At 70.1% G+C, this 21,674-nt stretch carries 20 protein-coding genes; 6 read left to right on the forward strand and 14 right to left on the reverse strand.

All coding sequences use genetic code 11. The features are described from left to right. The 6 genes from DFJ67_RS08575 to mqnC form a co-directional block, all read right to left on the reverse strand. Complete coding sequence (locus DFJ67_RS08575) at positions 1 to 675, reverse strand: NuoB/complex I 20 kDa subunit family protein (RefSeq protein WP_116067387.1); 675 nt, start codon at positions 673 to 675, stop codon at positions 1 to 3. Positions 676 to 691: 16 nt separating this feature from the next. Beyond that, positions 692 to 1,057 (reverse strand): NADH-quinone oxidoreductase subunit A, encoded by a 366-nt coding sequence (locus DFJ67_RS08580; protein WP_116067388.1) that lies wholly within the window; start codon positions 1,055 to 1,057, stop codon positions 692 to 694. 94 nt (positions 1,058 to 1,151) lie between these two features. Then, entirely contained in the window at positions 1,152 to 2,435 is a 1,284-nt protein-coding gene (locus tag DFJ67_RS08585) for a geranylgeranyl reductase family protein (RefSeq protein ID WP_116067389.1), read from the reverse strand. Between the two features lie 184 nt (positions 2,436 to 2,619). Further along, a complete protein-coding gene (locus tag DFJ67_RS08590) occupies positions 2,620 to 3,315 on the reverse strand; it encodes a demethylmenaquinone methyltransferase (RefSeq protein ID WP_116067390.1) in 696 nt (231 codons plus the stop codon). Positions 3,316 to 3,381: 66 nt separating this feature from the next. Beyond that, entirely contained in the window at positions 3,382 to 4,539 is a 1,158-nt protein-coding gene (locus tag DFJ67_RS08595; RefSeq protein ID WP_170215766.1) for an LPXTG cell wall anchor domain-containing protein, read from the reverse strand. A 315-nt stretch (positions 4,540 to 4,854) separates the two neighbouring features. Next, positions 4,855 to 6,045, reverse strand: coding sequence for a cyclic dehypoxanthinyl futalosine synthase (gene mqnC, locus DFJ67_RS08600; RefSeq protein WP_116067392.1), 1,191 nt, complete (start codon positions 6,043 to 6,045; stop codon positions 4,855 to 4,857). Positions 6,046 to 6,119: 74 nt separating this feature from the next. On the opposite strand from mqnC, the gene DFJ67_RS08605 reads away from it, so the two are divergent. Continuing rightward, on the forward strand, positions 6,120 to 8,987 hold the full coding sequence (locus tag DFJ67_RS08605; protein ID WP_116067393.1) for a DEAD/DEAH box helicase: 2,868 nt from the start codon (positions 6,120 to 6,122) through the stop codon (positions 8,985 to 8,987). After that, complete coding sequence (locus tag DFJ67_RS08610) at positions 8,987 to 9,811, forward strand: SWIM zinc finger family protein (protein ID WP_116067394.1); 825 nt, start codon at positions 8,987 to 8,989, stop codon at positions 9,809 to 9,811. Before DFJ67_RS08605 ends, DFJ67_RS08610 begins: the two co-directional genes overlap by 1 nt. On the opposite strand, the gene paaE is transcribed toward DFJ67_RS08610, so the two are convergent. Genes paaE through paaA form a run of 5 tightly spaced genes read right to left on the reverse strand, consistent with a single transcriptional unit; the run spans position 9,799 to position 13,390 of the window. Further along, positions 9,799 to 10,896 carry a 1,2-phenylacetyl-CoA epoxidase subunit PaaE gene (gene paaE, locus DFJ67_RS08615; RefSeq protein WP_116067395.1) on the reverse strand — a complete coding sequence of 366 codons (1,098 nt, stop codon included), beginning with the start codon at positions 10,894 to 10,896 and terminating at the stop codon, positions 9,799 to 9,801. The two genes, DFJ67_RS08610 and paaE, sit on opposite strands and share 13 nt — an antisense overlap. Position 10,897: 1 nt before the next feature. Continuing rightward, entirely contained in the window at positions 10,898 to 11,362 is a 465-nt protein-coding gene (paaD, locus tag DFJ67_RS08620) for a 1,2-phenylacetyl-CoA epoxidase subunit PaaD (protein ID WP_116075905.1), read from the reverse strand. Beyond that, positions 11,356 to 12,060, reverse strand: a complete 705-nt coding sequence (gene paaC, locus DFJ67_RS08625; protein ID WP_116067396.1) for a 1,2-phenylacetyl-CoA epoxidase subunit PaaC — start codon at positions 12,058 to 12,060, stop codon at positions 11,356 to 11,358. The genes paaD and paaC overlap by 7 nt, the downstream gene beginning before the upstream one ends. After that, positions 12,057 to 12,338, reverse strand: a complete 282-nt coding sequence (paaB, locus tag DFJ67_RS08630; RefSeq protein WP_116067397.1) for a 1,2-phenylacetyl-CoA epoxidase subunit PaaB — start codon at positions 12,336 to 12,338, stop codon at positions 12,057 to 12,059. Before paaB ends, paaC begins: the two co-directional genes overlap by 4 nt. After that, positions 12,335 to 13,390, reverse strand: coding sequence for a 1,2-phenylacetyl-CoA epoxidase subunit PaaA (gene paaA / locus DFJ67_RS08635; protein ID WP_116067398.1), 1,056 nt, complete (start codon positions 13,388 to 13,390; stop codon positions 12,335 to 12,337). The genes paaB and paaA overlap by 4 nt, the downstream gene beginning before the upstream one ends. A 325-nt stretch (positions 13,391 to 13,715) precedes the next feature. Here paaA and DFJ67_RS08640 point away from each other — a divergent pair, with 325 nt between their 5' ends. From DFJ67_RS08640 to DFJ67_RS08650, 3 genes are all read left to right on the forward strand, one after another. Continuing rightward, complete coding sequence (locus DFJ67_RS08640) at positions 13,716 to 14,693, forward strand: hypothetical protein (RefSeq protein ID WP_116067399.1); 978 nt, start codon at positions 13,716 to 13,718, stop codon at positions 14,691 to 14,693. A gap of 3 nt (positions 14,694 to 14,696) precedes the next feature. Then, positions 14,697 to 15,650 carry a serine hydrolase gene (locus tag DFJ67_RS08645; RefSeq protein WP_239097443.1) on the forward strand — a complete coding sequence of 318 codons (954 nt, stop codon included), beginning with the start codon at positions 14,697 to 14,699 and terminating at the stop codon, positions 15,648 to 15,650. A 93-nt stretch (positions 15,651 to 15,743) separates the two neighbouring features. Further along, positions 15,744 to 16,658: a serine hydrolase gene (locus DFJ67_RS08650; protein ID WP_239097442.1), complete on the forward strand. Its 915-nt coding sequence runs from the start codon at positions 15,744 to 15,746 to the stop codon at positions 16,656 to 16,658. Here the strand turns inward: DFJ67_RS08650 and DFJ67_RS08655 are convergent. The 3 genes from DFJ67_RS08655 to DFJ67_RS08665 are packed head-to-tail and all read right to left on the reverse strand — an operon-like array spanning position 16,655 to position 19,389. After that, on the reverse strand, positions 16,655 to 17,503 hold the full coding sequence (locus DFJ67_RS08655; RefSeq protein WP_116067400.1) for a menaquinone biosynthetic enzyme MqnA/MqnD family protein: 849 nt from the start codon (positions 17,501 to 17,503) through the stop codon (positions 16,655 to 16,657). The genes DFJ67_RS08650 and DFJ67_RS08655 overlap by 4 nt on opposite strands. A gap of 36 nt (positions 17,504 to 17,539) precedes the next feature. Beyond that, complete coding sequence (locus tag DFJ67_RS08660) at positions 17,540 to 18,763, reverse strand: MFS transporter (protein ID WP_116067401.1); 1,224 nt, start codon at positions 18,761 to 18,763, stop codon at positions 17,540 to 17,542. A 47-nt stretch (positions 18,764 to 18,810) separates the two neighbouring features. Beyond that, on the reverse strand, positions 18,811 to 19,389 hold the full coding sequence (locus tag DFJ67_RS08665; protein ID WP_116067402.1) for a helix-turn-helix domain-containing protein: 579 nt from the start codon (positions 19,387 to 19,389) through the stop codon (positions 18,811 to 18,813). A gap of 199 nt (positions 19,390 to 19,588) precedes the next feature. Between DFJ67_RS08665 and DFJ67_RS08670 the strand changes: the two genes are divergently transcribed. Next, positions 19,589 to 21,646: a HelD family protein gene (locus tag DFJ67_RS08670; RefSeq protein ID WP_116067403.1), complete on the forward strand. Its 2,058-nt coding sequence runs from the start codon at positions 19,589 to 19,591 to the stop codon at positions 21,644 to 21,646. Positions 21,647 to 21,674: the final 28 nt, after the last annotated feature.

Genomic DNA, 21,674 nt, shown 5'->3' on the forward strand with positions numbered 1-21,674 from the left:
TCACCACCGTCCACCTCCCTGGAGGTGCCGTTCTTCCTTCATCCAGTTTTCGATCCGCAACTGCTCCTCGCGGCCCTCGCGGACCGCCTGGGTCCACTCGGCCCGCCGGGCCTTGTCGTTGCGGTAAGAGGAAGGCATCGAGCCGTAGGGCACGACCGGCACGTCACCGCGCTCCTTGCGCTGCTCGAGCATCTTGCGCCCGTTGGGGCCGAGCGGCTCGTGATTGATCTTCTCGCGCAGCTTCAGGATCGCGTCGATCAGCATCTCGGGCCGCGGCGGGCAGCCGGGCAGATACATGTCGACCGGCACGACGTGGTCGACGCCTTGGACGATCGCGTAGTTGTTGAACATGCCGCCGCTGCTCGCGCAGACGCCCATGGAGAGCACCCAGCGGGGCTCGGCCATCTGGTCGTAGATCTGCCGCAGCACGGGTGCCATCTTCTGCGACACCCGGCCGGCCACGATCATCAGGTCGGCTTGGCGGGGCGAAGCGCGGAACACCTCCATGCCCCAGCGACCCAGGTCGTAGTGCGGGCCGCCGGCCGCCATCATCTCGATCGCGCAGCAGGCCAGGCCGAACGTGGCGCCCCAGACCGACGACTTGCGGGACCAGTTGACCAGCTTCTCCACGGAGGTGAGCAGGACGCCCGCGGGGAGTTTCTCTTCGATACCCATGCTGGCGTGCCTCCCTTCAGTCCCAGTCCAGCCCGCCGCGACGCCAGACATAGGCGTAGGCGATGAACACGGTGCCGATGAACATGACCATCTCCACGAACCCGAAGAGCCCGAGCGCGTCGAAGCTCACGGCCCACGGGTAGAGGAAGATGATTTCGATGTCGAAGACGATGAAGAGCATCGCCGTCAGGTAGAACTTGATCGGGAACCGCCCGCCGCCGACCGGCTGCGGACTCGGTTCGATGCCGCACTCGTATGCGTCGAGCTTGGCCCGGTTATACCGGCGCGGGCCGGCGATCCTGGCCGACGCGACGGAGAACAGCGCGAAGAAGGCAGCCAGGGCGAACAGCCCCAGGATTGGTGCGTACGGCGAGAGCGTCATGGTCTTCTCCTGCTCGTCCTTTCCTGCCCTCTGTCGGGAATCAGCGTCTGAGTATTCACCCGCGTGCGAGCGTTCGCCCGCCGGGGTCGTTTGCTTACACGGCTGGCACGACCCTGGTCATCGCGTTGATGACGCGGTCCATCGCGTCGCCACCGCGCGGATCCGTCAGGTTTGCCAGCAGTTTGAGAACGAACCGCATCAGCGTCGGGTGCGGCATCCCGTGCTTGGTGGCGATCCGCATGATGTGCGGGTTGCCAATCATCTTGACGAATATGTTGCCGAGCCGGTAATAGCCGCCGTAGCGGGCTTTCAGCTCGGCGGGGTAGGCGGCCAGCGCGCGCTCGCGGTCGAGGCCGGTGCGGCCGAGCGCCTGCGCGACGACCTCCGCGGCGAGCTCGCCGGACTCCATCGCGTAGGCGATGCCCTCGCCGTTGAAGGGGTTGACCATGCCGCCGGAGTCGCCGACCAGCAGCACGCCGCGGGTGTAATGGGGCACCCGGTTGAAGCCCATCGGCAGCGCCGCGCCGAGGATCGGGCCGTCGGCGTTGGCCTCGTCGTTCATGCCCCAGTCGTCGGGCGTCGCGCCGAGCCATTCGGTGAGCATCCGGCGGTAGTTGGTCTTGCCGAACGCGGACGACGAGTTGAGCACGCCCAGGCCCACGTTGACCCGGCCGTCGCCCATGCCGAAGATCCAGCCGTAGCCGGGCAGCAGCCGGTCGCCGCCCTCTTTGCTGCGCAGCTCCAGCCACGACTCGAGGTAGTCGTCGTCGTGCTTGGCCGGCGAGTGGTAGTAGCGCCGCACGGCCACCCCGATCGGCCGGTCTTCGCGCTTGGCCAGCCCGAGTGCGAGCGGGAAGCGGCCCGAGACGCCGTCGGCGGAGATGATCAGCGGGGCGCGGAACTCGCGCGGCTCGCCGCCCTCGGTGTCGGCGACGACGCCGATCGCGCGGCCGGTGTCGTCGAGGACCGGGCCGGTGACGGTGACCCCGGTGCGCAGGTCGGCGCCGGCCTTCACGGCCTGCTTCGCGAGCAGGTCGTCGAAGTCGAAGCGGGTGCGCACCAGGCCGTAGTTGGGGAAGCTGGCGAGGTCGGGCCAGTCGAGCTCGAGCCGGACGCCGCCGCCGATCACCCGCAGGCCCTTGTTGCGCAGCCAGCCCTGCTCCTCGAAGGAGCCGTCGGCCGTGACACCCATCTTGATGAGCTGTTTGACCGCGCGCGGGGTCAGCCCGTCGCCGCAGACCTTCTCGCGCGGGAACTGCGACTTCTCCAGCACCAGCACGCGGATGCCGTGTCGCGCCAGGTGGTAGGCGGTCGTCGAGCCACCCGGACCGGCGCCGACGACGATGACGTCGGCGTCGTTGTCGCTGCTGGCGGCCACTGCGACTCCCCCTCTGAACCCGGCTTTTTCGCTCCTCGCGGTGCTCGTGAAATGCTTCACAAGCTCATCGGGTGGAGTCTAGAACCGTGGATACTGCGGGCGGCCGGTTAGGTATACCTAACCCAGGGCTCGATAGCGAGTTGTTGATCGATGTCCGTTTCGCCAACCCGACAAATCCGAAAAATCATGATTCGCGTACGGCCCGGTGCAGCGCGACGATCCCCGCGGAGAGATTCCGCCAGCCCACCTGGGTCCATCCGGCCTCCTGAATCCGTGTCGCAAGATCGCGCTGGTTAGGCCACATCTGGATCGACTCGGCGAGGTAGACGTAGGCGTCCGGGTTGCTGGACACCCGCCGAGCGACTGCGGGGAGTGACTGCATCAGGTAGGAGAGGTAGATGGTGCGGAAGGTGAAGTTGGTCGGGTGGCTGAACTCACAGACCACCAGCCGGCCGCCGGGCCGCGTGACCCGGGCCAGCTCACGCAGGGCGGCGCGGGTGTCGACGACGTTGCGCAGCGCGAACGAGATGGTCACCGCGTCGAACGTCGCGTCGGCGAACGGCAGTTGCAGCGCGTCACCGGCGAGCAGCGGCACGAACGGGCGGCTGTGCCGGCCGGCCCGGAGCATCCCGATCGAGAGGTCGGCACCGACCGCGTAGGCGCCGGAGCGGGCGAGTTCCTCGGTGGAGACACCGGTGCCGGCGCCCACGTCGAGCACCTTCTGCCCGGTCTGGAGGCGGAGTGCGGCGCGGGTGGCCCGCCGCCAGCCCTTGTCCTGTCCGAAGGAGAGGACGGTGTTGGTCAGGTCGTATCGCTCCGCGACCCCGTCGAACATCTCGGCGACTTCGTGCGGCTGCTTGTCCAGGTTGGCGCGCGTCACCGGGCCACTCTATGGTTCGGCCCGCTCCCGGGTCGGGAGCGGGCCGAGTATCGCTTGGTTGCTCTCTTACTCCGCGACGAAGCGGCGGCGCCGGCGCAGAGCCAGCAACAGCACCACGCCCGCGACGAGCACGGCGGCACCGACACCGGCGATCAGGCCGGTCGGCGAGCCGGTGAGCGGCAGGCCACCACCCTCGCCCGGCGCGGCGGGCTCACCCGGGGCCGGCGTGGTCGGCTCGCCCGACGGTGCCGCGCCGACGAACACGTCGAACCGCGCCTGGTTGTCGATCGGGTCGGCATCGACGAGCTGCTTACGCTGCCCCTCGGTGGCCATCCGGCCCTCGTCGCCCGGCTCCTCCGGGTCGGTCCCACCCGGCTCGATCGCGGTCGCGTCGATGACGCCGTCGGCGAGCACACCGGCCGGCGCGTCGGCGGCGACCTTGACGGTGATCTCCGGCAGCAGCACCTCGCCCGGCTTCAGCACCACCTCGTCGTCTTCACAGACGATGCCGTTGGCGTCTTCGCGAGCCACGCAACCGTCGGGCATGGACGCGACCGACGTGCCCTCGGGCAGCTTGACCGCGTAGGCGATGCCGACCACGCGCTTGCTGCCGTGGTTGAAGATCGCCGAGTCGAGTGGCGCCGTGCCGCCCGGCGGCACCGGGGTCTTCGTCTCCTCGCCGACCTCGTCGCCGTCGGCGACCACATCGGCGTAGACGTCTTGCGCCCAGACCGTCAGGTCGTAGCTCTTCGGCTCGACCGTCACGTCGACGTCGGCGCTGTTGTTCTCGTCGTTGCTGTCGCCCGGGACGATCGCGGTGATGGTGAAGTAGCCGCCGTCGCCCTTCTTGCCGTTGGCGTTGAACAGCGGGATGCCGATCACCACGTCCTGGCCGGCGGCGATGTCACCGATCGGGCAGGCATAAGCGGCCTTGCCGGCCTTGGTGCAGCCGTCCGGCCGGACAAAGCCGATCTTTCCCGTCAGGTTGGACAGCTCGACCTTGACCGAGACGTCGGTCGCGCCGCCGCTGCCGAAGTTGCGCAACTCGACCTGGAAAGGCTTGGCCTTGGCCTCCTTCACGCCCTTGGCGATGTGGAGGCTGATCGGGGTGACGGCGACATCGGGGCCGGCCGCGTATGCCGGCCCGGCGACGGCGACCAGGCCGAGCGCGAGAACGGAAGCGGCACCGGCGCTGAGAGCCGCGGCGCGCAAGCGCGTGTTCATCTGCTCCCTCATAGGGGTTGACGAGACGGGTGTGACCTGTGTGACAGGTGGGAACAGCGCACGTTAACTTCCCGCGGGCGGCAGCGCCAGAGCGTGATCGGATCGAAAAACGCCGAGGCGGGATGGTTTCCCATCCCGCCTCGGCTCTATATGTACGACCGCCTAGCGGTCGGCGTCTCGTGGGCATGCCCGGTGCCGCGTGCTGCGGCGACGTCAGGGACGCTATCGACCTTCGAAAACCAGCCGCTAGCAGCCGGTATCAATCGTGTGCTGACCGTTGCCGAAATGTTGCCGAAGGGCCCGCTGAAACGATTTTCAGCGCGATTCGACGAGCGGCAGCGGCGCGCCGACCCCGCCGCCGGGCAACGCGATCGACGAGAAGTGGGAGACCACCCGGTCGTCGGTCGGGTCGTCGGCCGGCGTGTGGTGCACCCGCAGGTGGTTGTAGAGCGTGTCGCGCTGCGCCGGAATCCGGCCGGCGGACCGGATCATCCAGATCAGCTCGTGCAAGTTGGACCGATGCCGCGCACCGGCCGACGAGATGACGTTTTCCTCCAGCATGATCGAGCCGAGGTCGTCGACACCCATGTGCAGGGCGAGCTGGCCGACGTCCTTACCGGTGGTCAGCCACGACGCCTGCAGGTGCGGGACCGTCTCGAAGAACAGCCGGGCGACCGCGATCAGCCGGAGATACTCCAGCGTCGTGGCCTGGGTACGCCCCTTGAGGTGGTTGTTCTCGGGTTGGTAGGTCCACGGGATGAAGGCCCGGAAGCCGCCGGTGCGGTCCTGCACGTCGCGGATCATCCGCAAGTGCTCGATCCGCTCGGCGTTGGTCTCGCCGGTGCCCATCATCATCGTCGCGGTGCTCTCCAGGCCCTGCCCGTGCGCGATCTCCATGACCTCGAGCCAGCGTGCGCCCGACTCCTTGAGCGGCGCGATCGCCTTCCGCGGCCGGTCGGGCAGCATCTCCGCGCCGGCGCCGGCGATCGAGTCGAGGCCGGCCGCCTTGATCCGGGAGATCGCCTCGTCGAGCGAGACGCCGGAGACCTTCGCCATGTGCAGGATCTCGGACGGCCCGATCGAGTGAATGACGAGCTGCGGGTAGGCGGCCTTGACCGCGCCGAACAGCTCCTCGTAGTAGTCGACGCCGTAGTCGGGGTGGTGGCCGCCCTGGAGCATCACCTGGGTCGCGCCGAGCTCGACGGCCTCGCCGCAGCGGCGCAGGATCTCCTCGGTCGGGTGGGTCCAGCCCTCGGCGTGCTTGGGCGCCCGGAAGAACGCGCAGAACTTGCACGCCGTCACGCAGACGTTGGTGTAGTTGATGTTGCGGTCGATCAGGTAGGTGACGATCCCGTCCGGGTAACGCCGCCGGCGCACCGCGTCGGCCGCCTCACCGAGCGCATGGAACGGCGCCTCGGTGTAGAGCAGCAGCGCTTCCTCGGCGGTGATCCGACCGCCGTCGGCGCCACGCTGCAGAACGTCGTCGATCTCCCGCCGGTTGTCCACGCACCGAGCCTAGCCCGAGCCGATCCGGCGCCGGCCCGGGTAGTGTCGAGCGTCGCGCAGAAGGGTTTGTCGTAGTGCAGGTGGTTCACGGCGTATGGGCCTACGGACGGCTGGCCCTGTGGGGCGAGACCGCACCGCCCGACGGCCCGGGCGAGCTGGTCACGCTCACCCTCACGCTGCCCACAGCCGACGGTCGCCCGTTGCCCGCCTCAGGTGAGACGCCGGATGGCGCGACCCTGGCCGACTGGCCGGTCCAGGCCCGGCTCGTCGACCCCGTCGACGCGTTCGACCTGCTCGGCGCGCTCGACGACGACGCCGGCGGTGATCTGCGTTACCTGGCCGTAGTGGCCGACTACGCGCGCGGCCTGCTGCACCGCGGCCGGCTGCTACCCCAACTCGTGACCGAGGCCGGCACCAACGCCGCCCGCTGGCGCCCGGTGCTGACCGGCCGCGACGCGACCGCGTTCCGGATGCTGGCCGCGGCCATGCCACCCGCGCTCCGGGCGGCCGGTGCGCCGCCACCCGGCGCGGTGCTCCGCGAACTGCTCGACGCGTTCGTTGACGCCGCCGCCCGGCAGTCCCTGCCCGACCGGCTGCTGCTCGGCCACCGCCCGGGCCCGAAGGCGCCGGTCGCCGACCGCTGGATGCGCGCGCTGACCGCGCCGGACCCGACCGTGACGGCCACGGCGACGCAACGCCCGGAACTGGCCGCGCTGCGCACCGCGCTTTCCGCCTGGCACGACGCCGCGCACCAGGCCAACGAGCCGGTCCGGGTCTGTTTCCGGCTGGTCGAGCCGCTGCCCACCACCGACCGCTGGGACCTGGAGTTCGCACTCCAGTCGGTCGACGACCCATCGTTGTACGTACCCGCCGAGGTGATCTGGGCCGGCCAGCGGGTGCCCGGCCTGCCCGCGCGCCCGGACGAAACGCTGCTGGCCGGACTCGGCCGCGCGGTCCGCCTGTTCCCGCCACTCGACGAGGCGCTGCGGGAGGCCCGACCGACCGAGAGCGTCCTGGACACCGCCGCGGCATTCACATTCCTGCGCCAGGCCGCACCGCTGCTGCAAGCCGCCGGCTACGGGGTGCAACTGCCGGCCTGGGCGGGCCGCAAGAGTCTCGGGCTGAAGCTGACAACCCGGGCAAAGCCCGCGGCCAGTGGGAAGGGCCTCGCGGCGCAGGGCGTCGGCCGCGACCAACTCGTCGACTTCAAGGTCGACCTGATGGTCGGCGACGAGGAGATCAGCGCCGACGACCTGCACGCGCTGGCCCGCCTGAAGGTGCCGCTGCTGCGGGTCAAGGGCCGCTGGGTCGAGCTGGACGACCGCCAACTCACGGCCGCGATCCAGGCGGTCGAGCAACACCGCTCCGGCGAGATGACGATCGCCGAGGTGCTCGGCCAGGTCGCCGCGGGCGGCGAAGAGGAACTCCCGCTGGTCACGGTCGACGCCGACGGCTGGCTGGGCGACCTCCTCTCCGGCGACGCCGACCACCGCCTACGCCCGACCCCGACCCCGGCGGCGTTCCAGGGCACGCTGCGCCCCTACCAGGAACGCGGCCTGTCCTGGCTCGACTTCCTGACCCGCCTCGGCATCGGCGGCGTCCTCGCGGACGACATGGGACTCGGTAAGACCGCCCAGACGTTGTCGTTGTTGCTCGCCGAGCGGGAGCAGGCCACAGACGTCGGGGCGACGCTGCTGATTTGCCCTATGTCGTTGGTCAGTAACTGGCGCAAGGAAGCCGAGAAGTTCGCGCCCTCGCTTGACGTCTACGTGCACCACGGGGCGACCCGGGACGCCGCCCGGCTTGGCGGCGCCGATCTGGTCATCACCACCTACGGCACCGCGCTGCGGGATCTCGACGCCCTGCGCGCTGTCGAGTGGGGACGGGTCGTGTGTGACGAAGCCCAGGCCATCAAGAACTCCGCCGCGCGGCAGTCGCAAGCCGTGCGGGCGATCCCCGCGCGCACCCGGCTCGCCCTGACCGGCACGCCGGTCGAGAACCATCTCGCCGAGCTCTGGTCCATCATGGACTTTGCCAACCCTGGCCTGCTCGGGCCGGCGAAGACCTTCCGGCGGCGCTATCAGGAACCGATCGAGGTGCGGCAGGACGAAGAGGCCGCCGCAGCCTTGAAGCGGGCTACCGGGCCCTTTGTGTTGCGGCGACTGAAGACCGATAAAACCATCATCTCCGACCTGCCGGAGAAGTTGGAGATGAAGGTCTGGTGCCCGCTGACGCCGGAGCAGGCGGCGCTCTACCAGGCGGTCGTCGACGACATGCTCAACAAGATCGGCGCCAGCCAGGGCATCGCGCGGCGGGGGAATGTGCTCGCCGCGATGACCCGGCTCAAGCAGGTCTGTAACCATCCGGCGCAGCTGTTGCGCGACGGCTCCCGGCTCAGTGGGCGGTCCGGGAAGCTGGCCCGGCTGCAGGAGCTCGCCGAGGAGATCATCGAAGAAGGCGACAAGGGCCTGGTCTTCACGCAGTACGCCGAGTTCGGCTCGCTCCTCCAGCCCTACCTCGCCGCCCACCTCGACCGGCCCGTCCTGTGGCTCCACGGTGGACTGTCGAAGCAGCGCCGGGACGAGTTGGTCAACCGGTTCCAGACCGATCCCGAGCCGATGATTTTCCTGCTGTCGCTCAAGGCGGCGGGCACCGGGCTCAACCTGACGGCCGCCAACCATGTCATCCACGTCGACCGGTGGTGGAACCCGGCCGTCGAGGACCAGGCCACCGACCGCGCCTACCGGATCGGGCAGGCGCGCAACGTGCAGGTCCGCAAGTTCATCTGCACCGGCACCATCGAGGAGCGGGTCGACGAGATGATCGAGCGGAAGAAGGCTTTGGCGCAGAGCGTGGTCGGCACCGGCGAGGAGTGGCTGACCGAGCTGTCCACCGACGAGTTGCGTGACCTGTTCGCGCTCGACCCGAAGGCGGTGGGCTGATGCCGATCGGTCCCGACGGCTGGTTCGAGGGCGGCAAGACGATCAAGGTCGAGGGTGGCATCAAGGCCCGCTCGAAGCGCGGCCGGATCGGTGAGGAGTGGTGGTCGCGCCGGTTCATCGACATCCTCGAAGGGATCTGCGACAAGGGGCGGCTCGACCGGGGCCGCCGTTACGCGCGGGCCGGCCAGGTGCTCAACCTCGACCTCGAACCGGGCCAGGTGCACGCGCGGGTGCAGGGCTCGCGCACCGAGCCCTACCAGATCGAGATCAACATTCCGCGGTACGACGAGGAAGCCTGGGCGCGGGTCGAACGATCGCTCGCCGGCCAGGCGGTGTTCCGGGCCAAGCTGCTCGCCGGTGAGATGCCGACCCAGATCGTCGCCGTGTTCGACGAGCTCGGCCTGCCGCTGTTCCCGGCCGAGTTCGACATGCGCTGCTCCTGCCCCGACTGGGGCTTTCCGTGCAAGCACCTCTCCGCGGTGCTCTACCTGCTCGCCGAGGCCTTCGACGACGACCCGTTCCTGGTGCTGGCCTGGCGCGGGCGCAGCCGCGACGAACTGCTCGGCGCGTTGCGCGGCGCGGCCGTCGACGACGAGCCGGTCGATCCGCTGCACGTGCCGGACGCGCCGCTGCGGTTGGCCGACTTCTACAGCTCGGGCACGTCGCTGGCCCGGCTCAAGGAGCTGCCGGGTGGGCCGGCCGCGCCGCCGGAACTGCTGTTGCGGGTGCTCGATCCACCGCCGGTGCGGGTGCGGCACATCCCGCTGGTCGACCTGCTCCGCCCGGTCTACCGCGAGCTGGGCGAAGACGATCAGCCGTCGTAGTCGACGACCAGCTTGTCGGTGACTGGGCTCGACTGGCAGGTCAGCACGTAGCCGCGGGCGACCTCGTCGGGCTCGAGCGCGTAGTTGCGGGCCATCGTGACCTCGCCCTCGACGATCCGGGCGCGGCAGGTCGAGCAGACCCCGCCCTTGCAGGCAAAGGGCAGCTCGGACCGGACCCGCAGCGCGGCGTCGAGGACCCGTTCGTCGCGGCGCATCCGGAGGGTGGAGACGCGGCCGTCGAGCAGCACCGAGACCTCGACCGGTGCGGCGTCGTCGGCCGTGCTGGGGCGGCGCGGCGGGTCGGGCACGTCGTCGACGTGGAACAGCTCGGTGTGCACGGCCGACACGCCGCGGCCGGCGAGCACGTTGCGGGCGTCGGTGACCAGGCCGTAGGGGCCGCACAGGAACCACTCGTCGACCTGGTCGGCCGGCACGAGCGAGTCGAGCAGGCGGGCCAGCCGGTCGGCGTCGATCCGGCCGGAGAGCAGCTCCGACTCCCCGGGCTCCTGAGAGAGCACGTGCACGACGTGCAGCCGGGCGGCGTAGCGGTCCTTGAGGTCGCCGAGCTCGTCGGCGAACATCACGCTGCGGGCGAAGCGGTTGCCGTACACCAGCGTGAATTGGCTCTGTTCTTCGACCGCCAAAGCGGTTGCGACGAGCGACAGCACCGGGGTGATCCCGGAGCCGGCGGCGATCGCGCCGTAGTGCCGCTGCCGGCCCGGCTCGAACGGTGAGGTGAACTTGCCCAGCGGTGGCATCACGTCGATCGCGTCGCCGCGGCGCAGGGCACTGGCGGCGTAGCTGGAGAAAGCGCCGCCGGGGATCTCCTTGACGCCGATCCGGAGCAGCCCGTCGCGTTCGAGGGACGAGGGCGTCGAGCAGATGGAGTAGGACCGGCGGGCGTCGTCGTCGACCTTGCGCACGGTGAGGTGCTGGCCGGCCCGGAAGGCGAACTGCTCGCGCAGCTCGACGGGCACGGCGAAGGTAATCGCGACGGCGTCGTCGGTGAGCCGGTCGATCGCTGTGACAGCAAGCGGATGGAACACCGGGCGCCGGCGCGTCGGCCGGCTGATCGTGACGCTCACGTCAGTAGGCCTTGATCGCGTCGAACGGCTCGCCGCACGTGCGACAGCGCCACAGCGCCTTGCACGCCGTGGAGCCGAAACGGCTGAGCTGCTCGGTTTCGGGCGAGCCGCAGTGCGTGCACCGCACCGCGATGGTGAGAGTGACGGACTTGCTCGGGCCGGGTGGGGCGATGCCGGCTGCGGCCAGCTTAGCCCTCCCTTCGGGCGAGATCCAGTCCGTGGACCAAGCTGGTGCGAACACCGTCTGTACATTGTGGTCGGCGTGCCCGGCGGCCCGCAGTGCGGCGCCGATGTCCTCCCGGATCACGTCCATCGCCGGGCAGCCGGTGTAGGTCGGCGTGATGGTCACTGTGACGTGCCCGCGGTCGTCGGTCTCGACGTCGCGCAGGATGCCCAGCTCGGCGATGGTGACGACGCGCAGCTCCGGGTCGACGACCGTGGCCACCGCCTCGCGCGCGGTCACCAGCGGGCTCCTGGATGGGCCCGGTGCAGCTCCTGCATCTCGGCGAGCAGCTCGACCAGGTGCTTGCGCTCGCCGGTCGGCTCGGCGACCGTCTCCGGCACGGTCAGTGTGGCCCGCGTCAGCACCTCTTCCACAGTGGACGACCAGTGCGTGCGCAGGTCGGCGAACGCGACCGGGCCGCCCTCGCCCACGAACAGGCCGCCGGTGTAGGGCCAGAGGCCGTCGATCGCCGCCTGCATGCGTTGGTGTGACTCGCCGGTGCCGTCGCCCAGCCGCAGTGTCCACAGAGTGCTGTGGTCGAGGTGGTAGGCGGACTCTTTGCGCGCCTTGCCGGCGATGGCGGCGAGCCGTTCGTCGCCGGCGCCCGCGAGGGCGTCGTAGAGCGGGAGCTGGAACGCCGAGAGCAGCAGCAGCTTGGCGATCACCACGCCGAAGTCGGGCTCGGGCTGCTCGACCAGCCGGCAGTTGCGGAACGCGGCGGCGTCGCGCTGGTAGGCCAGCGCGTCTTCGTCGCGGCCCGCGCCCTCGAGCTCGCCCGCGTAGGTGAGCAGCAGTCGCGCCGCGCCGAGTTGGTCGAGCGCGATGTTGGCGAGCGCGACGTCTTCCTCCATCTCCGGTCCGGCGGCATACCAGGCACCGAACCGCTGGGCGGTGACGAGAGCGTCATCGCCGAGTCGAAGGACGTAGTCGACCGTGGTCACAGGTGCTTCGCTCCGTCGGGGACGTCGTAGAAGGTGGGGTGGCGGTAGACCTTGTCGGCGGCCGGGTCGAAGAAGGCGTCCTTCTCGTCGGGGCTCGACGCGGTGATCGCGGTGGCCGGGACCACCCAGATCGAGACGCCTTCTTCCCGCCGGGTGTAGAGGTCGCGGGCGTTGCGCAGGGCCAACTCGGCGTCTGGCGCGTGCAGGCTGCCCACGTGGGTGTGCGACAAACCCCGCCTGGGGCGCACGAACACCTCGAACAACGGCTCTCCGCTCATACGGCCACCACCGCTTCCCGTCGCTTGGCGGCATAGGCCGCGGCCGCCTCGCGTACCCAGGCGCCTTCGGTGTGGGCCCGGCGGCGGTAGGCCATCCGTTCGGTGTTGCAGGGGCCGTCACCCTTGATCACTCGCATCAGCTCGTCGAAGTCAGGCGCGCTGAAGTCGTGTGCCTGGCGCTCGTCGTTCCAGCGCAGGTCGGGGTCGGGGATCCGCAGGCCGAGCACGCCGGCCTGCTGGACGCACATGTCGACGAAGCGCTGCCGCAACTCGTCGTTGGAGAACCGCTTGATCTTCCAGGCCATCGACTGCTCGGAGTGGGTGGAGTCGGTGTCCGGCGGGCCGAACATGGCCAGCGACGGGTACCACCAGCGGTCGATCGCGTCCTGGGCCATCTCGTGTTGGGCCGCGGTGCCGTGCGACAGCGTGTGCAGGATCTCGTAGCCCTGCCGCTGGTGGAAGGACTCCTCCTTGCAGATCCTGATCATCGCGCGAGCGTAGGGGCCGTAGGAGCAGCGGCAGAGCGGCACCTGGTTGACGATCGCCGCGCCGTCGACGAGCCAGCCGATCGCGCCGATGTCGGCCCAGGTCAGCGTCGGGTAGTTGAAGATCGAGCTGTATTTCTGCCGGCCGTCGAGGAGCAGCCCGACCAGCTCTTCGCGGGTCACGCCGAGGGTCTCGGCGGCCGCGTAGAGATAAAGGCCGTGCCCCGCCTCGTCTTGCACCTTGGCGAGCAGGATCGCCTTGCGTTTGAGCGAGGGCGCGCGGGTGATCCAGCTTCCTTCCGGCTGCATTCCGATGATCTCGGAGTGGGCGTGCTGCGCGATCTGCCGGACCAGCCCGCGCCGGTAGGCGTCGGGCATCCAGTCGCGTGGCTCGATCTTCTGGTCGGCCGCGATCACCGCGTCGAAGTAGTCCTGGAGGGCTGCCGGGTCGCCTTCGACCCGACCATGGAGCGCGGCGGCGCGCAGCGCCGCTTCGGCGGCCTCGACCTGTCCGAGGAGACCACCGTCGGACCCGGCATCCGGGCCGGCGAAGTCATTCCCGTACACCCCCACAGTGTTACAGCTTCTCGACACACAAGCCAGCATCTGTAACAAACCCGTGGCGCGGCTTAACGCTGAGTAATCGGATCTATGCCGTCCGCTCATAAAGACATCCACTATGGACAATGAACTGCGTCACGCGCAGACCTAAGATTTCCTTAACTGGAACGGGGAATGGGGCGAAAACCGGACGATCTCGGGCTGCTTCCGGAAATTCCACCCGTGCTATCGCGTTACCGAGCGCCGTAGACTTCGAAGCGGTAGATCGCCACCCCTGCGATCCATTACCGAGAGCCACCCCCGGCCTGAAAACAACCGGAGATCACCCCTCATGCGTCCTCGCGTGGTTATGGTGCTCGCCCTCGCCGCTCTGCTTCTCGGCGGCGTGCTCCTGGTGCCTGCCGCATACGCCAAGCTCAGCGACAGCAGTGGCGGCGCCAGCAGTGAAGCCACCGCCGCAGCGGCCGGCACCGCACCGACGATCCCCCCAAAGGTGGTCGAACCACCCCAGCCGACGCTCGCCGCGGCTCCGGTCTCCGTCAAGGTCGACGGCTTTTACTCGTGGGCCCTGATGGATCTCAAGACCGGCAAGATCTCCGGCTCGAAGAACAGCGCGACCCAGACCAGCTCGACCGAGTCAATGATCAAGACCTGGATCGTCTCCGACTATCTGCGCCAGATCGACGAGGAGGGCCAGCCCCTCAGCAAGACCGTGCAGGCATCGATCCAGCGGGCGATCCGCGACAGCAACGACGACGACGCCGGCATGATCAACAAAATGGGCGGCGGGACCGCGCAGACCAAACGCATGATCAGCGTTTGCGGGCTGAAGAACACGCACCTCGGCAAGGTCCCCGGGTATGTCGGCTGGTGGAGCTTCACCGAGATGTCCGCGCAAGACGTGACCCGGCTCGGCAACTGCATCCAGTCCGGCAAGGCGGCCGGCAAGAAATACACGCCGCTGGTGCTGAGCGAGATGAGCAAGGTGCGCGGCTCCGTCGGGGACCAGCACACCACCTACGGCGGCGGCCGCTGGGGGATCATCGACGGCCTGCCCAAGGAGATCACCGCCAAGCAGGGCCCCATCAGCATCAAGAACGGCTGGACCCAGCTTGTCTACGACGGCGACTGGCACATCAGTTGCATGGCGATCAGCAAGTCGTGGATCCTCGCCGTGCAGACCCGTTACCCCTCTTCGCAGCCACTGTCCGTCGGCGCCAAGGTGTGCCAGGACACGGCGACGCAGTTGGTCACCCCCAAGGTCGGCGCAGCGCTGCGCGTCCCCTCCTCCGGCAGCACCCAAGGCTGAGCTTTGACTAACCCACCCAGGCGGCGCCGAGCCCGGCGCGCCACCACGCTGATCGCATTCATCGTCGTTATCGCCGCCCTGGGCGTCGCGGGCCTGCGGCTGTGGCCCGGTTCGCCGCTGGCCGCCAAGGCCGCGGCGCGCTGGGAGAGCCAGCCCGGTCTGACCGGCGCCACCGGAGATCCCGACGCCGACGGCGACGGCTCAACGCCGACCACCCCGCCGGCGGCCAAGCCGAAGCCGGCGCTCAAGCCGCTCCCGGTCGCGGCCACCGACGTGCAGATCGACCACACCGGCTGGTACTCGTGGGCGCTGCTGGACACCCGTACCGGAAAAATGTCCGGTCCGGCCGACCGCAGCGACCTGAGCACCACCGCCTCGCTGATCAAGTCGTGGATCGGCGCCGACTACCTGCGCCGCTCGGCCGAGCAGGGCAAGGAACCCAGCGCGGCGCGGATGGCCCAGGTCGAGACGATGATCCGGGACAGCAACAACGAGGCCGCGCAGTCGCTCTACGAGGCCGACGGCGGTGCTCCGGCGATCAAGCGGCTGATCTCGATGTGCAAGCTGAAGGACAGCAAGGTCGCGGCCGACGGCGGCTGGAGCCGCACGCTGCTCTCCCCCGCCGACATCACCCGGCTCGGCGCCTGCATCGCCAACGGCACCGCGGCCGGCCCGAAATGGACCAACTACCTGCTCGACCAGATGCGCGCCGTGCGCGGCACGGGCGACTTCGGCATGCGCAAGGCGTTCCCGGCGGCCGAGCAGAAGAAGATCGCCATCAAGAACGGCTGGGTCGACCGGCAGGCCGAGCAGGAATACCACGTGAGCTGCATGGCCATCGGCGACGGCTGGGTGATCGGCGTGATGGCCAAATACGAGATCAACAAGGGGTACGAGTACGGCGCCAACATCTGCGAGCAGGTAGGCGAGCAGCTCCGCGCCGCGGCGTCCAGTTAGGAACTCGGTTCACGAAAGTCCGGGGTACGCGCCGGGCCGGCTCGATAGCCTGACGGAGCAGGTTCCCCCGTCCGGCGGCACTTAGGGCTGACCTTGAGCACGAGCCATAAGCGGCGCCGGAGCAGCCGCGCCACGACAACGATCGTCATCGTCGGCGTCCTCGCCGTCCTGTGCGTCGCCGGCCTGGGCCTGTTGCCCGGTTCGTCGATCGCCGCCCGGGTGGCCGCGCGCTGGCGCAGCGCCCCGGTCGTCGGCGGCGCGCTCGAATCGTCGGGCCTGCTTCCGCCCAAGCCGAAATCCGAGCTCCCGGTGAAGGCGACTGAAATCAGGATCAATCAGAGCGGCTGGTATTCCTGGGCGCTGCTGGAGACCCGTACCGGAAAAATGTCCGGTTCCGCTGACCGCAGCACCCTGAGCACGACCGCGTCGCTGATCAAGCCGTGGATCGCCGCCGACTTCCTGCGCCGCACCGCCGAGCAGGGCCTGACCCCGACCGAAGACGCGCTCGAACTGATCGAGTCGATGATCCGGGACAGCGACAACGAGGCGGCGGAGACGCTCTACATCGAAAACGGCCGAGACGAGTCGATCAGGCGGTTGATCTCCACCTGCGGGCTCGAGGACAGCCGGGTCTCCGACGACGGCGGCTGGAGCCGCACCCTGCTCTCCTCGGCGGACATCACCCGGCTCGGCGCATGCATCGCCGACGGGCGCGCGGCCGGCCCGGCCTGGACCGGCTTCCTGCTCGAGCAGATGCGAGCGGTCACCGGCATGGGCGACTTCGGCATCCGCAAGGCGTTCCCGGAAGAGGAACAACCCAAGATCGCCATCAAGAACGGTTGGGTCGACCGCGACGAAGAGCAGGAATACCACGTGAGCTGCATGGCCATCGGCGACGGCTGGGTAGTCGGCGTGATGACCAGATACGAAATCGACAAAGGCTACGAGTACGGCGCCAAGATCTGCGAGCTGGTCGGCCAGCAACTCCGCACCGCGGCGGGCGGCTAGCTGTTGTAGAAGACGGGGCCGGTCGGGGGGAGGCTCGGTGCCTCGCCGGCTATCGCGGCGCGGCGGGCGAACTCGCGGAGCCCGGCGATCTGCCGGTCACCGAGCGAGAAGTCGAGCACCCGGAAATAGGACGCCAGCGTCTTGGCGTCGAACGGCTCCCAGCGGGCGGCGGCGGTCGCGACCTCGTCGAGTTCCGACAGGCACAGCTCGCGCGACCGGAGGAACGCCTCGTGCACCTCCTTGACCTGCCCCGGGTTGGCGGCGGCGAAGTCGCGCCGGGCCGCCCAGACCGCGAAGACCATCGGCAGCCCGGTCCACTCGCGCCACGCCTGGCCGAGGTCGGTGACGGTGAGCCCGCGCCCGGGCGCCTCGTAGAGCGCGCGCAGCGCCGCGTCGCCGATCAGCACGGCGGCGTCGGCCTCCAGCAGCATCTGGGTCAGCTCGGGCGGGCACCGGAAGTATTCGGGCGTCACGCCGTAGCGCTGGGACAGCAGCATCTGCGCGAGCAGCACGCCGGTGCGTGAGGTCGAGCCGAGTGCGACGCGGGCGCCGGCCAGGTCAGCCAGCGGCTTGGTCGAGACCATGTTGACCGACAACACCGGCCCGTCGCTGCCGACCGCGAGGTCGGGCAGCAGCACCAGGTCGTCGGCGTGGCGCAGGTATTCGACCAGCGAGATCGGCCCGATGTCGAGGTCGCCGGCGACCAGGGCCGCGTTGAGCTTGTCGGGCGTGTCCTTGTGCAGGTCGACGTCGAGCAGGGCACCCGAGCGCATCAGGCCCCAGTAGATCGGAAGACAGTTCAGGAACTGGATGTGACCGACACGGGGTCTGCGGATCTCACTCATGGTGGCTTCACCGTATCCCGCGAAGTGGGACGGCGCTCAGGCGACCGCCGCGGATGTGACCCGTTCCTGCCGGATGGCACGCGCGACCGGAGCCGCCGCGGCGAGCACGACCAGCACGCCGGCCAGGCCGAAGGTGAAGATGAGGGTGCGCGGCGAGAAGGGGCCGAGCAGGGCGCCGGCCAGCACGTAGCCGCACATCGCCCCACCGTTGGCGGCGGCGTTGAGCACCGAGAACGCCCGGCCGCGGTCAGCCTCGCGAACCCGGCGGGCGACCAGGATCGTGCTGAACACCCCGAGGCCGCCGTTGAGCAGCCCGCCGACCAGCCAGAGCACCGCCACCTGCCAGGCCTCCGTGGCCGCGGCACTGAGCAGGACCGGCACGCAGGTCGCGCCGAGCAGGGTCAGCATGGCGCGGACCAGCCCCGAGTCGTCGTCGTAGCGGCGGACGACCCGGACGAACACCCAGGCCCCGGCGGCCATGCCACCCGTCCAGGCCGCGGTGACCAGGCCGAAGGCCGATGTGGAGGCACCCAGCGTGTCGCGGACGAAGAAGACCTCGATGACGTTGACGCCGCCGACGCCGGCGACCACCGCGCCGAAGGCGAGGAACGTCGTGAGCAGCAGCCCGTCGGTGCGCAGCCGCCACGGTCCGGCCGCTTCCCGGTTTGTTGTCGGCGCCGGAGCGCCGCCCCGCCGGGTGCGCAGGAGCAGTCCGGCCACGGCGACGGCGAGGTAGGTGGCCGCGTCGATGAGCAGCGGCGGGCGGGTGCCGAACCCGGCGACCAGGAAGCCGGCGGCGGCTGGGCCGAGCAGCGAGCCGATCATCGACGCGGTCTGCCCGAGCGCGCTGGCCTTGGGCAGGTCGTCGCGGCTGACCATCGACGGCACCAGTGCGGAGAAGGTCGGGTTGGTGATCGCGAGCCCGGTGGCCAGCACCGCGACCAGCCCGATCAGCGCGATCGGCGCGGTGACGAAGGCCAGGGCGAGGCAGACGGCGGCCTGGGCGAGGCCGGTGGCGACCAGCAGCACCCGGCTGTCGTAGCGGTCGACCAGCCGCCCGGTGAGCGGCACGAGCACGACCAGCGGGAGGGTCGCGGCGATCCAGAGCCCGGAGACGGCGAGCCCGCCGGCACCCCGGTCTTGCAGGGCGAGCGCGAGCGTGGTGGCCGCGAGGGCGTCGCCGGCCATGGAGAGTGCGCGCGCTCCGGAGGTGACGTAGACGTCACTCCAGCGCGAAGGGGCGCCAGATGCGAAGGACATGCTTCGAAAATAATCCTTCACATCTGGGCGCGCAAGCCCAGGTCCCGTCAGTCGTCGGGGAAAGCGGCAAAGTGGACGCGAACCGTGCGCGCTCCTTCGGGCGGAGCGTCCTTGCGGTTTCTCTGCATCAGCGGCTCGATCTGGGCGCGTACCGCTTCGAAGAAGGCCTTCAGCTCATCGGGCGTGACGTAGATCGTCGACGTGGTCAGCCCGGCGGCGTCGTTCCATTCGGGGGGCTCTTCCCGCGCCCGGGCCAGGTAGGCGCGCAGCCGCGCCTGGTCGCGATCGAGGTAGGTGGCCAGCAACGCCTCTTCGGCGGCCCGGGTCTCCGGGTCGGCGTCGGCCTCCATGTCGAGGCCCCACGAGGCGGCCGGACTCTGCCAGACCCGCTCGCGCCCGTCACCGCGGCTCGGCGCCTCCTGGATCATGCCGGCCTTGGCCAACTCGCGCAGGTGATAACTGGTCGCACTCGGCGACAACCCGACAATCTCCGCGAACTCGGTCGCGGTCGTCGCCTCCCCGGTCGTATTGAGATGCTCGAGAATCGCCAGCCGCGCCGGATGCGCCAACGCCCGCATCATCTTCGGATCCGTGATCCGCCGCGGCTCCTGCCCGACCTCCGCCATTCCCTCATCGTCCCACCAGGGGGTCGGGCGCTGGCACCGGCCGATATTCAGTGGAGGTGTGGACGAACCGGGCGTAACCTGGAGCGCCGCCGCGCTGATGCGTGGTTACCGGGCACTGCCGGCACCGGGTGGGGTTTTCGCCCCTCGGAGTTCCGGGCGGCCCAGGTCTCCCGAGCCACACTCCGGAAGGTTTCCTCGGATGACCCTGCCCGCCGATCATGTCGTCAACACCGATGCCACCGAGCCCGCCACCGATCTGGAAACCGACCTCGGCGCCGAGCGCACCCACCTGACCGCCTCGCGCGCCGCCCTGGGCCGGATGCGGGAGCGGGCCGAGTCCCTGTTCAGCGCCGGCGGCAACGTCGCCGGTGACTCCTACACCGCCGAGACCCTCGGGCGTACGCTCGCTCGCCGCGTCGCCGAGCTCGCCGACGACCCCGACACCCCGCTGTTCTTCGGGCGGCTCGACTTCGGCCGGTCAGCAGAGGCCGAAGACCACGCCGGGCACCGCTATCACGTCGGGCGCCGGCACGTGACCGATGACGTGGGCGAGCCGATGGTGCTCGACTGGCGGGCGCCGGTGTCCCGGGCCTTCTACCGGGCCAGCGCCCGCGACCCCCAGGGCATCGCCGTCCGCCGCCGGTTCGGGTTCAACGGCGGGCTGCTGACCAGCTTCGAAGACGAGCATCTCGACCGCGGTGAGGAGCTCGGGACCGCCAGCCGGATCCTGACCGCCGAGATCGAGCGGCCGCGCGTCGGGCCGATGCGCGACATCGTCGCCACCATCCAGCCCGAGCAGGACGAGCTCGTCCGGGCCGACCTCGAGACCTCGATCTGCGTGCAGGGCGCGCCCGGCACCGGCAAGACCGCCGTCGGCCTGCACCGTGCCGCCTTCCTGCTCTACCTGCACCGCGAGCGGCTGCGCCGGTCCGGCGTGCTGGTGGTCGGGCCCAACCGGGCGTTCCTGTCCTACATCTCCGCGGTGCTGCCGGCCCTGGGCGAGATCGAGGTCGAGCAGGCGACGGTCGACGACCTGATCGCCCGCGCCCCGGTCCGGGCCCAGGAAGACCCGGCCGTCGCGGTGATCAAGCACGACGCCCGGATGGCGACCGTGCTCGCCGCCGCCCTCAACGCGCACATCGGTGCCCCCGAGGAGCCGATGACCGTGCCCGACGGCTCCTACCGGTGGCGGATCGGCGTCGAGGTGCTGCGCCGGATCATCGACGACGTACGCCAGGAGCACCTCCCCTACGCCACCGCCCGCGAACGGGTCCGGGCCCGGGTGGTCAGCCTGCTGCAACGCCAGTCCGAGGCGCGCCGGGGTGACTCGCCGGGCGACGCCTGGCTGCGCCGGATGGGCAAGGCCAAGCCGGTCACCGAGTTCCTCGACAGCGTCTGGCCGGCGCTGACCCCGGAGGCGCTGGTCGCCGAGATCCTCACCGAGCCGCCGGCCGGCGTGCTGACCGACGACGAGCGCGAGCTGATCCGCTGGTCGACCCAGCCGAGGTCGCTCAAGTCGGCCAAGTGGACGGCCGCCGACCTGGTGCTGCTCGACGAGGCCGCCGGCCTGATCGAGCGCGCGGCCAGCTTCGGCCACGTGGTCGTCGACGAGGCCCAGGACCTGTCGGCGATGCAGGCCCGCGCGATCGCCCGGCGCAGCGAACACGGCTCGATCACGCTGCTCGGCGACCTCGCGCAGGGCACCGCGCCGTGGGCCGCCGTCGACTGGCGGGAGACCCTGCGCCACCTGGGCAAGCCCGACGCCGCGGTGGTGCCGCTGACGATCGGCTTCCGGGTGCCGGCCGCAGTGGTCGCGTTCGCCAACCGGCTGCTCCCGGCGCTGGCGGTCGACGTGCCGCCGGCCCGCTCGCTGCGTAACGACGGCTGGCTGACCATCGACGAGGTCACCGACCTCGACGCCGCGACGGTGGCGCAGGTGCGGGCCGCGCTGGCGCACGACGGCTCGGTCGGCGTGATCGCCGCCGACACGGCCGTCGAAAGCATCCGCGCAGCCCTGGCCGCCGCCGGCATCCAGAGCGCGACCGCTGACGACGTCGAGTCCGCGGAGCGGGTCACGGTCGTGCCGGCTTCGGTCGTCAAGGGTCTGGAGTACGACCACGTGGTGGTCGTCGAACCGGCCGCGATCGTCGCCGCCGAACCGCGCGGCCTGCACCGCCTCTACGTGGTGCTGACCCGGGCCGTCAGCCGCCTGGCCGTGCTGCACACGCTCCCGCTCCCGGCACCCCTGACGAGCTGAGGGAGGGCCGCCGGCCGGCGACCCTCCC

It is taken from the genome of Asanoa ferruginea (assembly GCF_003387075.1).
In the GTDB taxonomy this organism is placed as follows: Bacteria; Actinomycetota; Actinomycetes; order Mycobacteriales; family Micromonosporaceae; genus Asanoa; species Asanoa ferruginea.

Coding starts and splice junctions, on each gene's coding strand:
- DFJ67_RS08670 (WP_116067403.1), top strand. CDS start 19,589: ATGACCCTGCCCGCCGATCATGTCGTCAACACCGATGCCACCGAGCCC.
- paaB (WP_116067397.1), bottom strand. CDS start 12,338: ATGAGCGGAGAGCCGTTGTTCGAGGTGTTCGTGCGCCCCAGGCGGGGT.
- DFJ67_RS08610 (WP_116067394.1), top strand. CDS start 8,987: ATGCCGATCGGTCCCGACGGCTGGTTCGAGGGCGGCAAGACGATCAAG.
- DFJ67_RS08655 (WP_116067400.1), bottom strand. CDS start 17,503: ATGAGTGAGATCCGCAGACCCCGTGTCGGTCACATCCAGTTCCTGAAC.
- DFJ67_RS08660 (WP_116067401.1), bottom strand. CDS start 18,763: ATGTCCTTCGCATCTGGCGCCCCTTCGCGCTGGAGTGACGTCTACGTC.
- DFJ67_RS08640 (WP_116067399.1), top strand. CDS start 13,716: ATGCGTCCTCGCGTGGTTATGGTGCTCGCCCTCGCCGCTCTGCTTCTC.
- DFJ67_RS08580 (WP_116067388.1), bottom strand. CDS start 1,057: ATGACGCTCTCGCCGTACGCACCAATCCTGGGGCTGTTCGCCCTGGCT.
- DFJ67_RS08575 (WP_116067387.1), bottom strand. CDS start 675: ATGGGTATCGAAGAGAAACTCCCCGCGGGCGTCCTGCTCACCTCCGTG.
- DFJ67_RS08665 (WP_116067402.1), bottom strand. CDS start 19,389: ATGGCGGAGGTCGGGCAGGAGCCGCGGCGGATCACGGATCCGAAGATG.
- DFJ67_RS08595 (WP_170215766.1), bottom strand. CDS start 4,539: ATGAACACGCGCTTGCGCGCCGCGGCTCTCAGCGCCGGTGCCGCTTCC.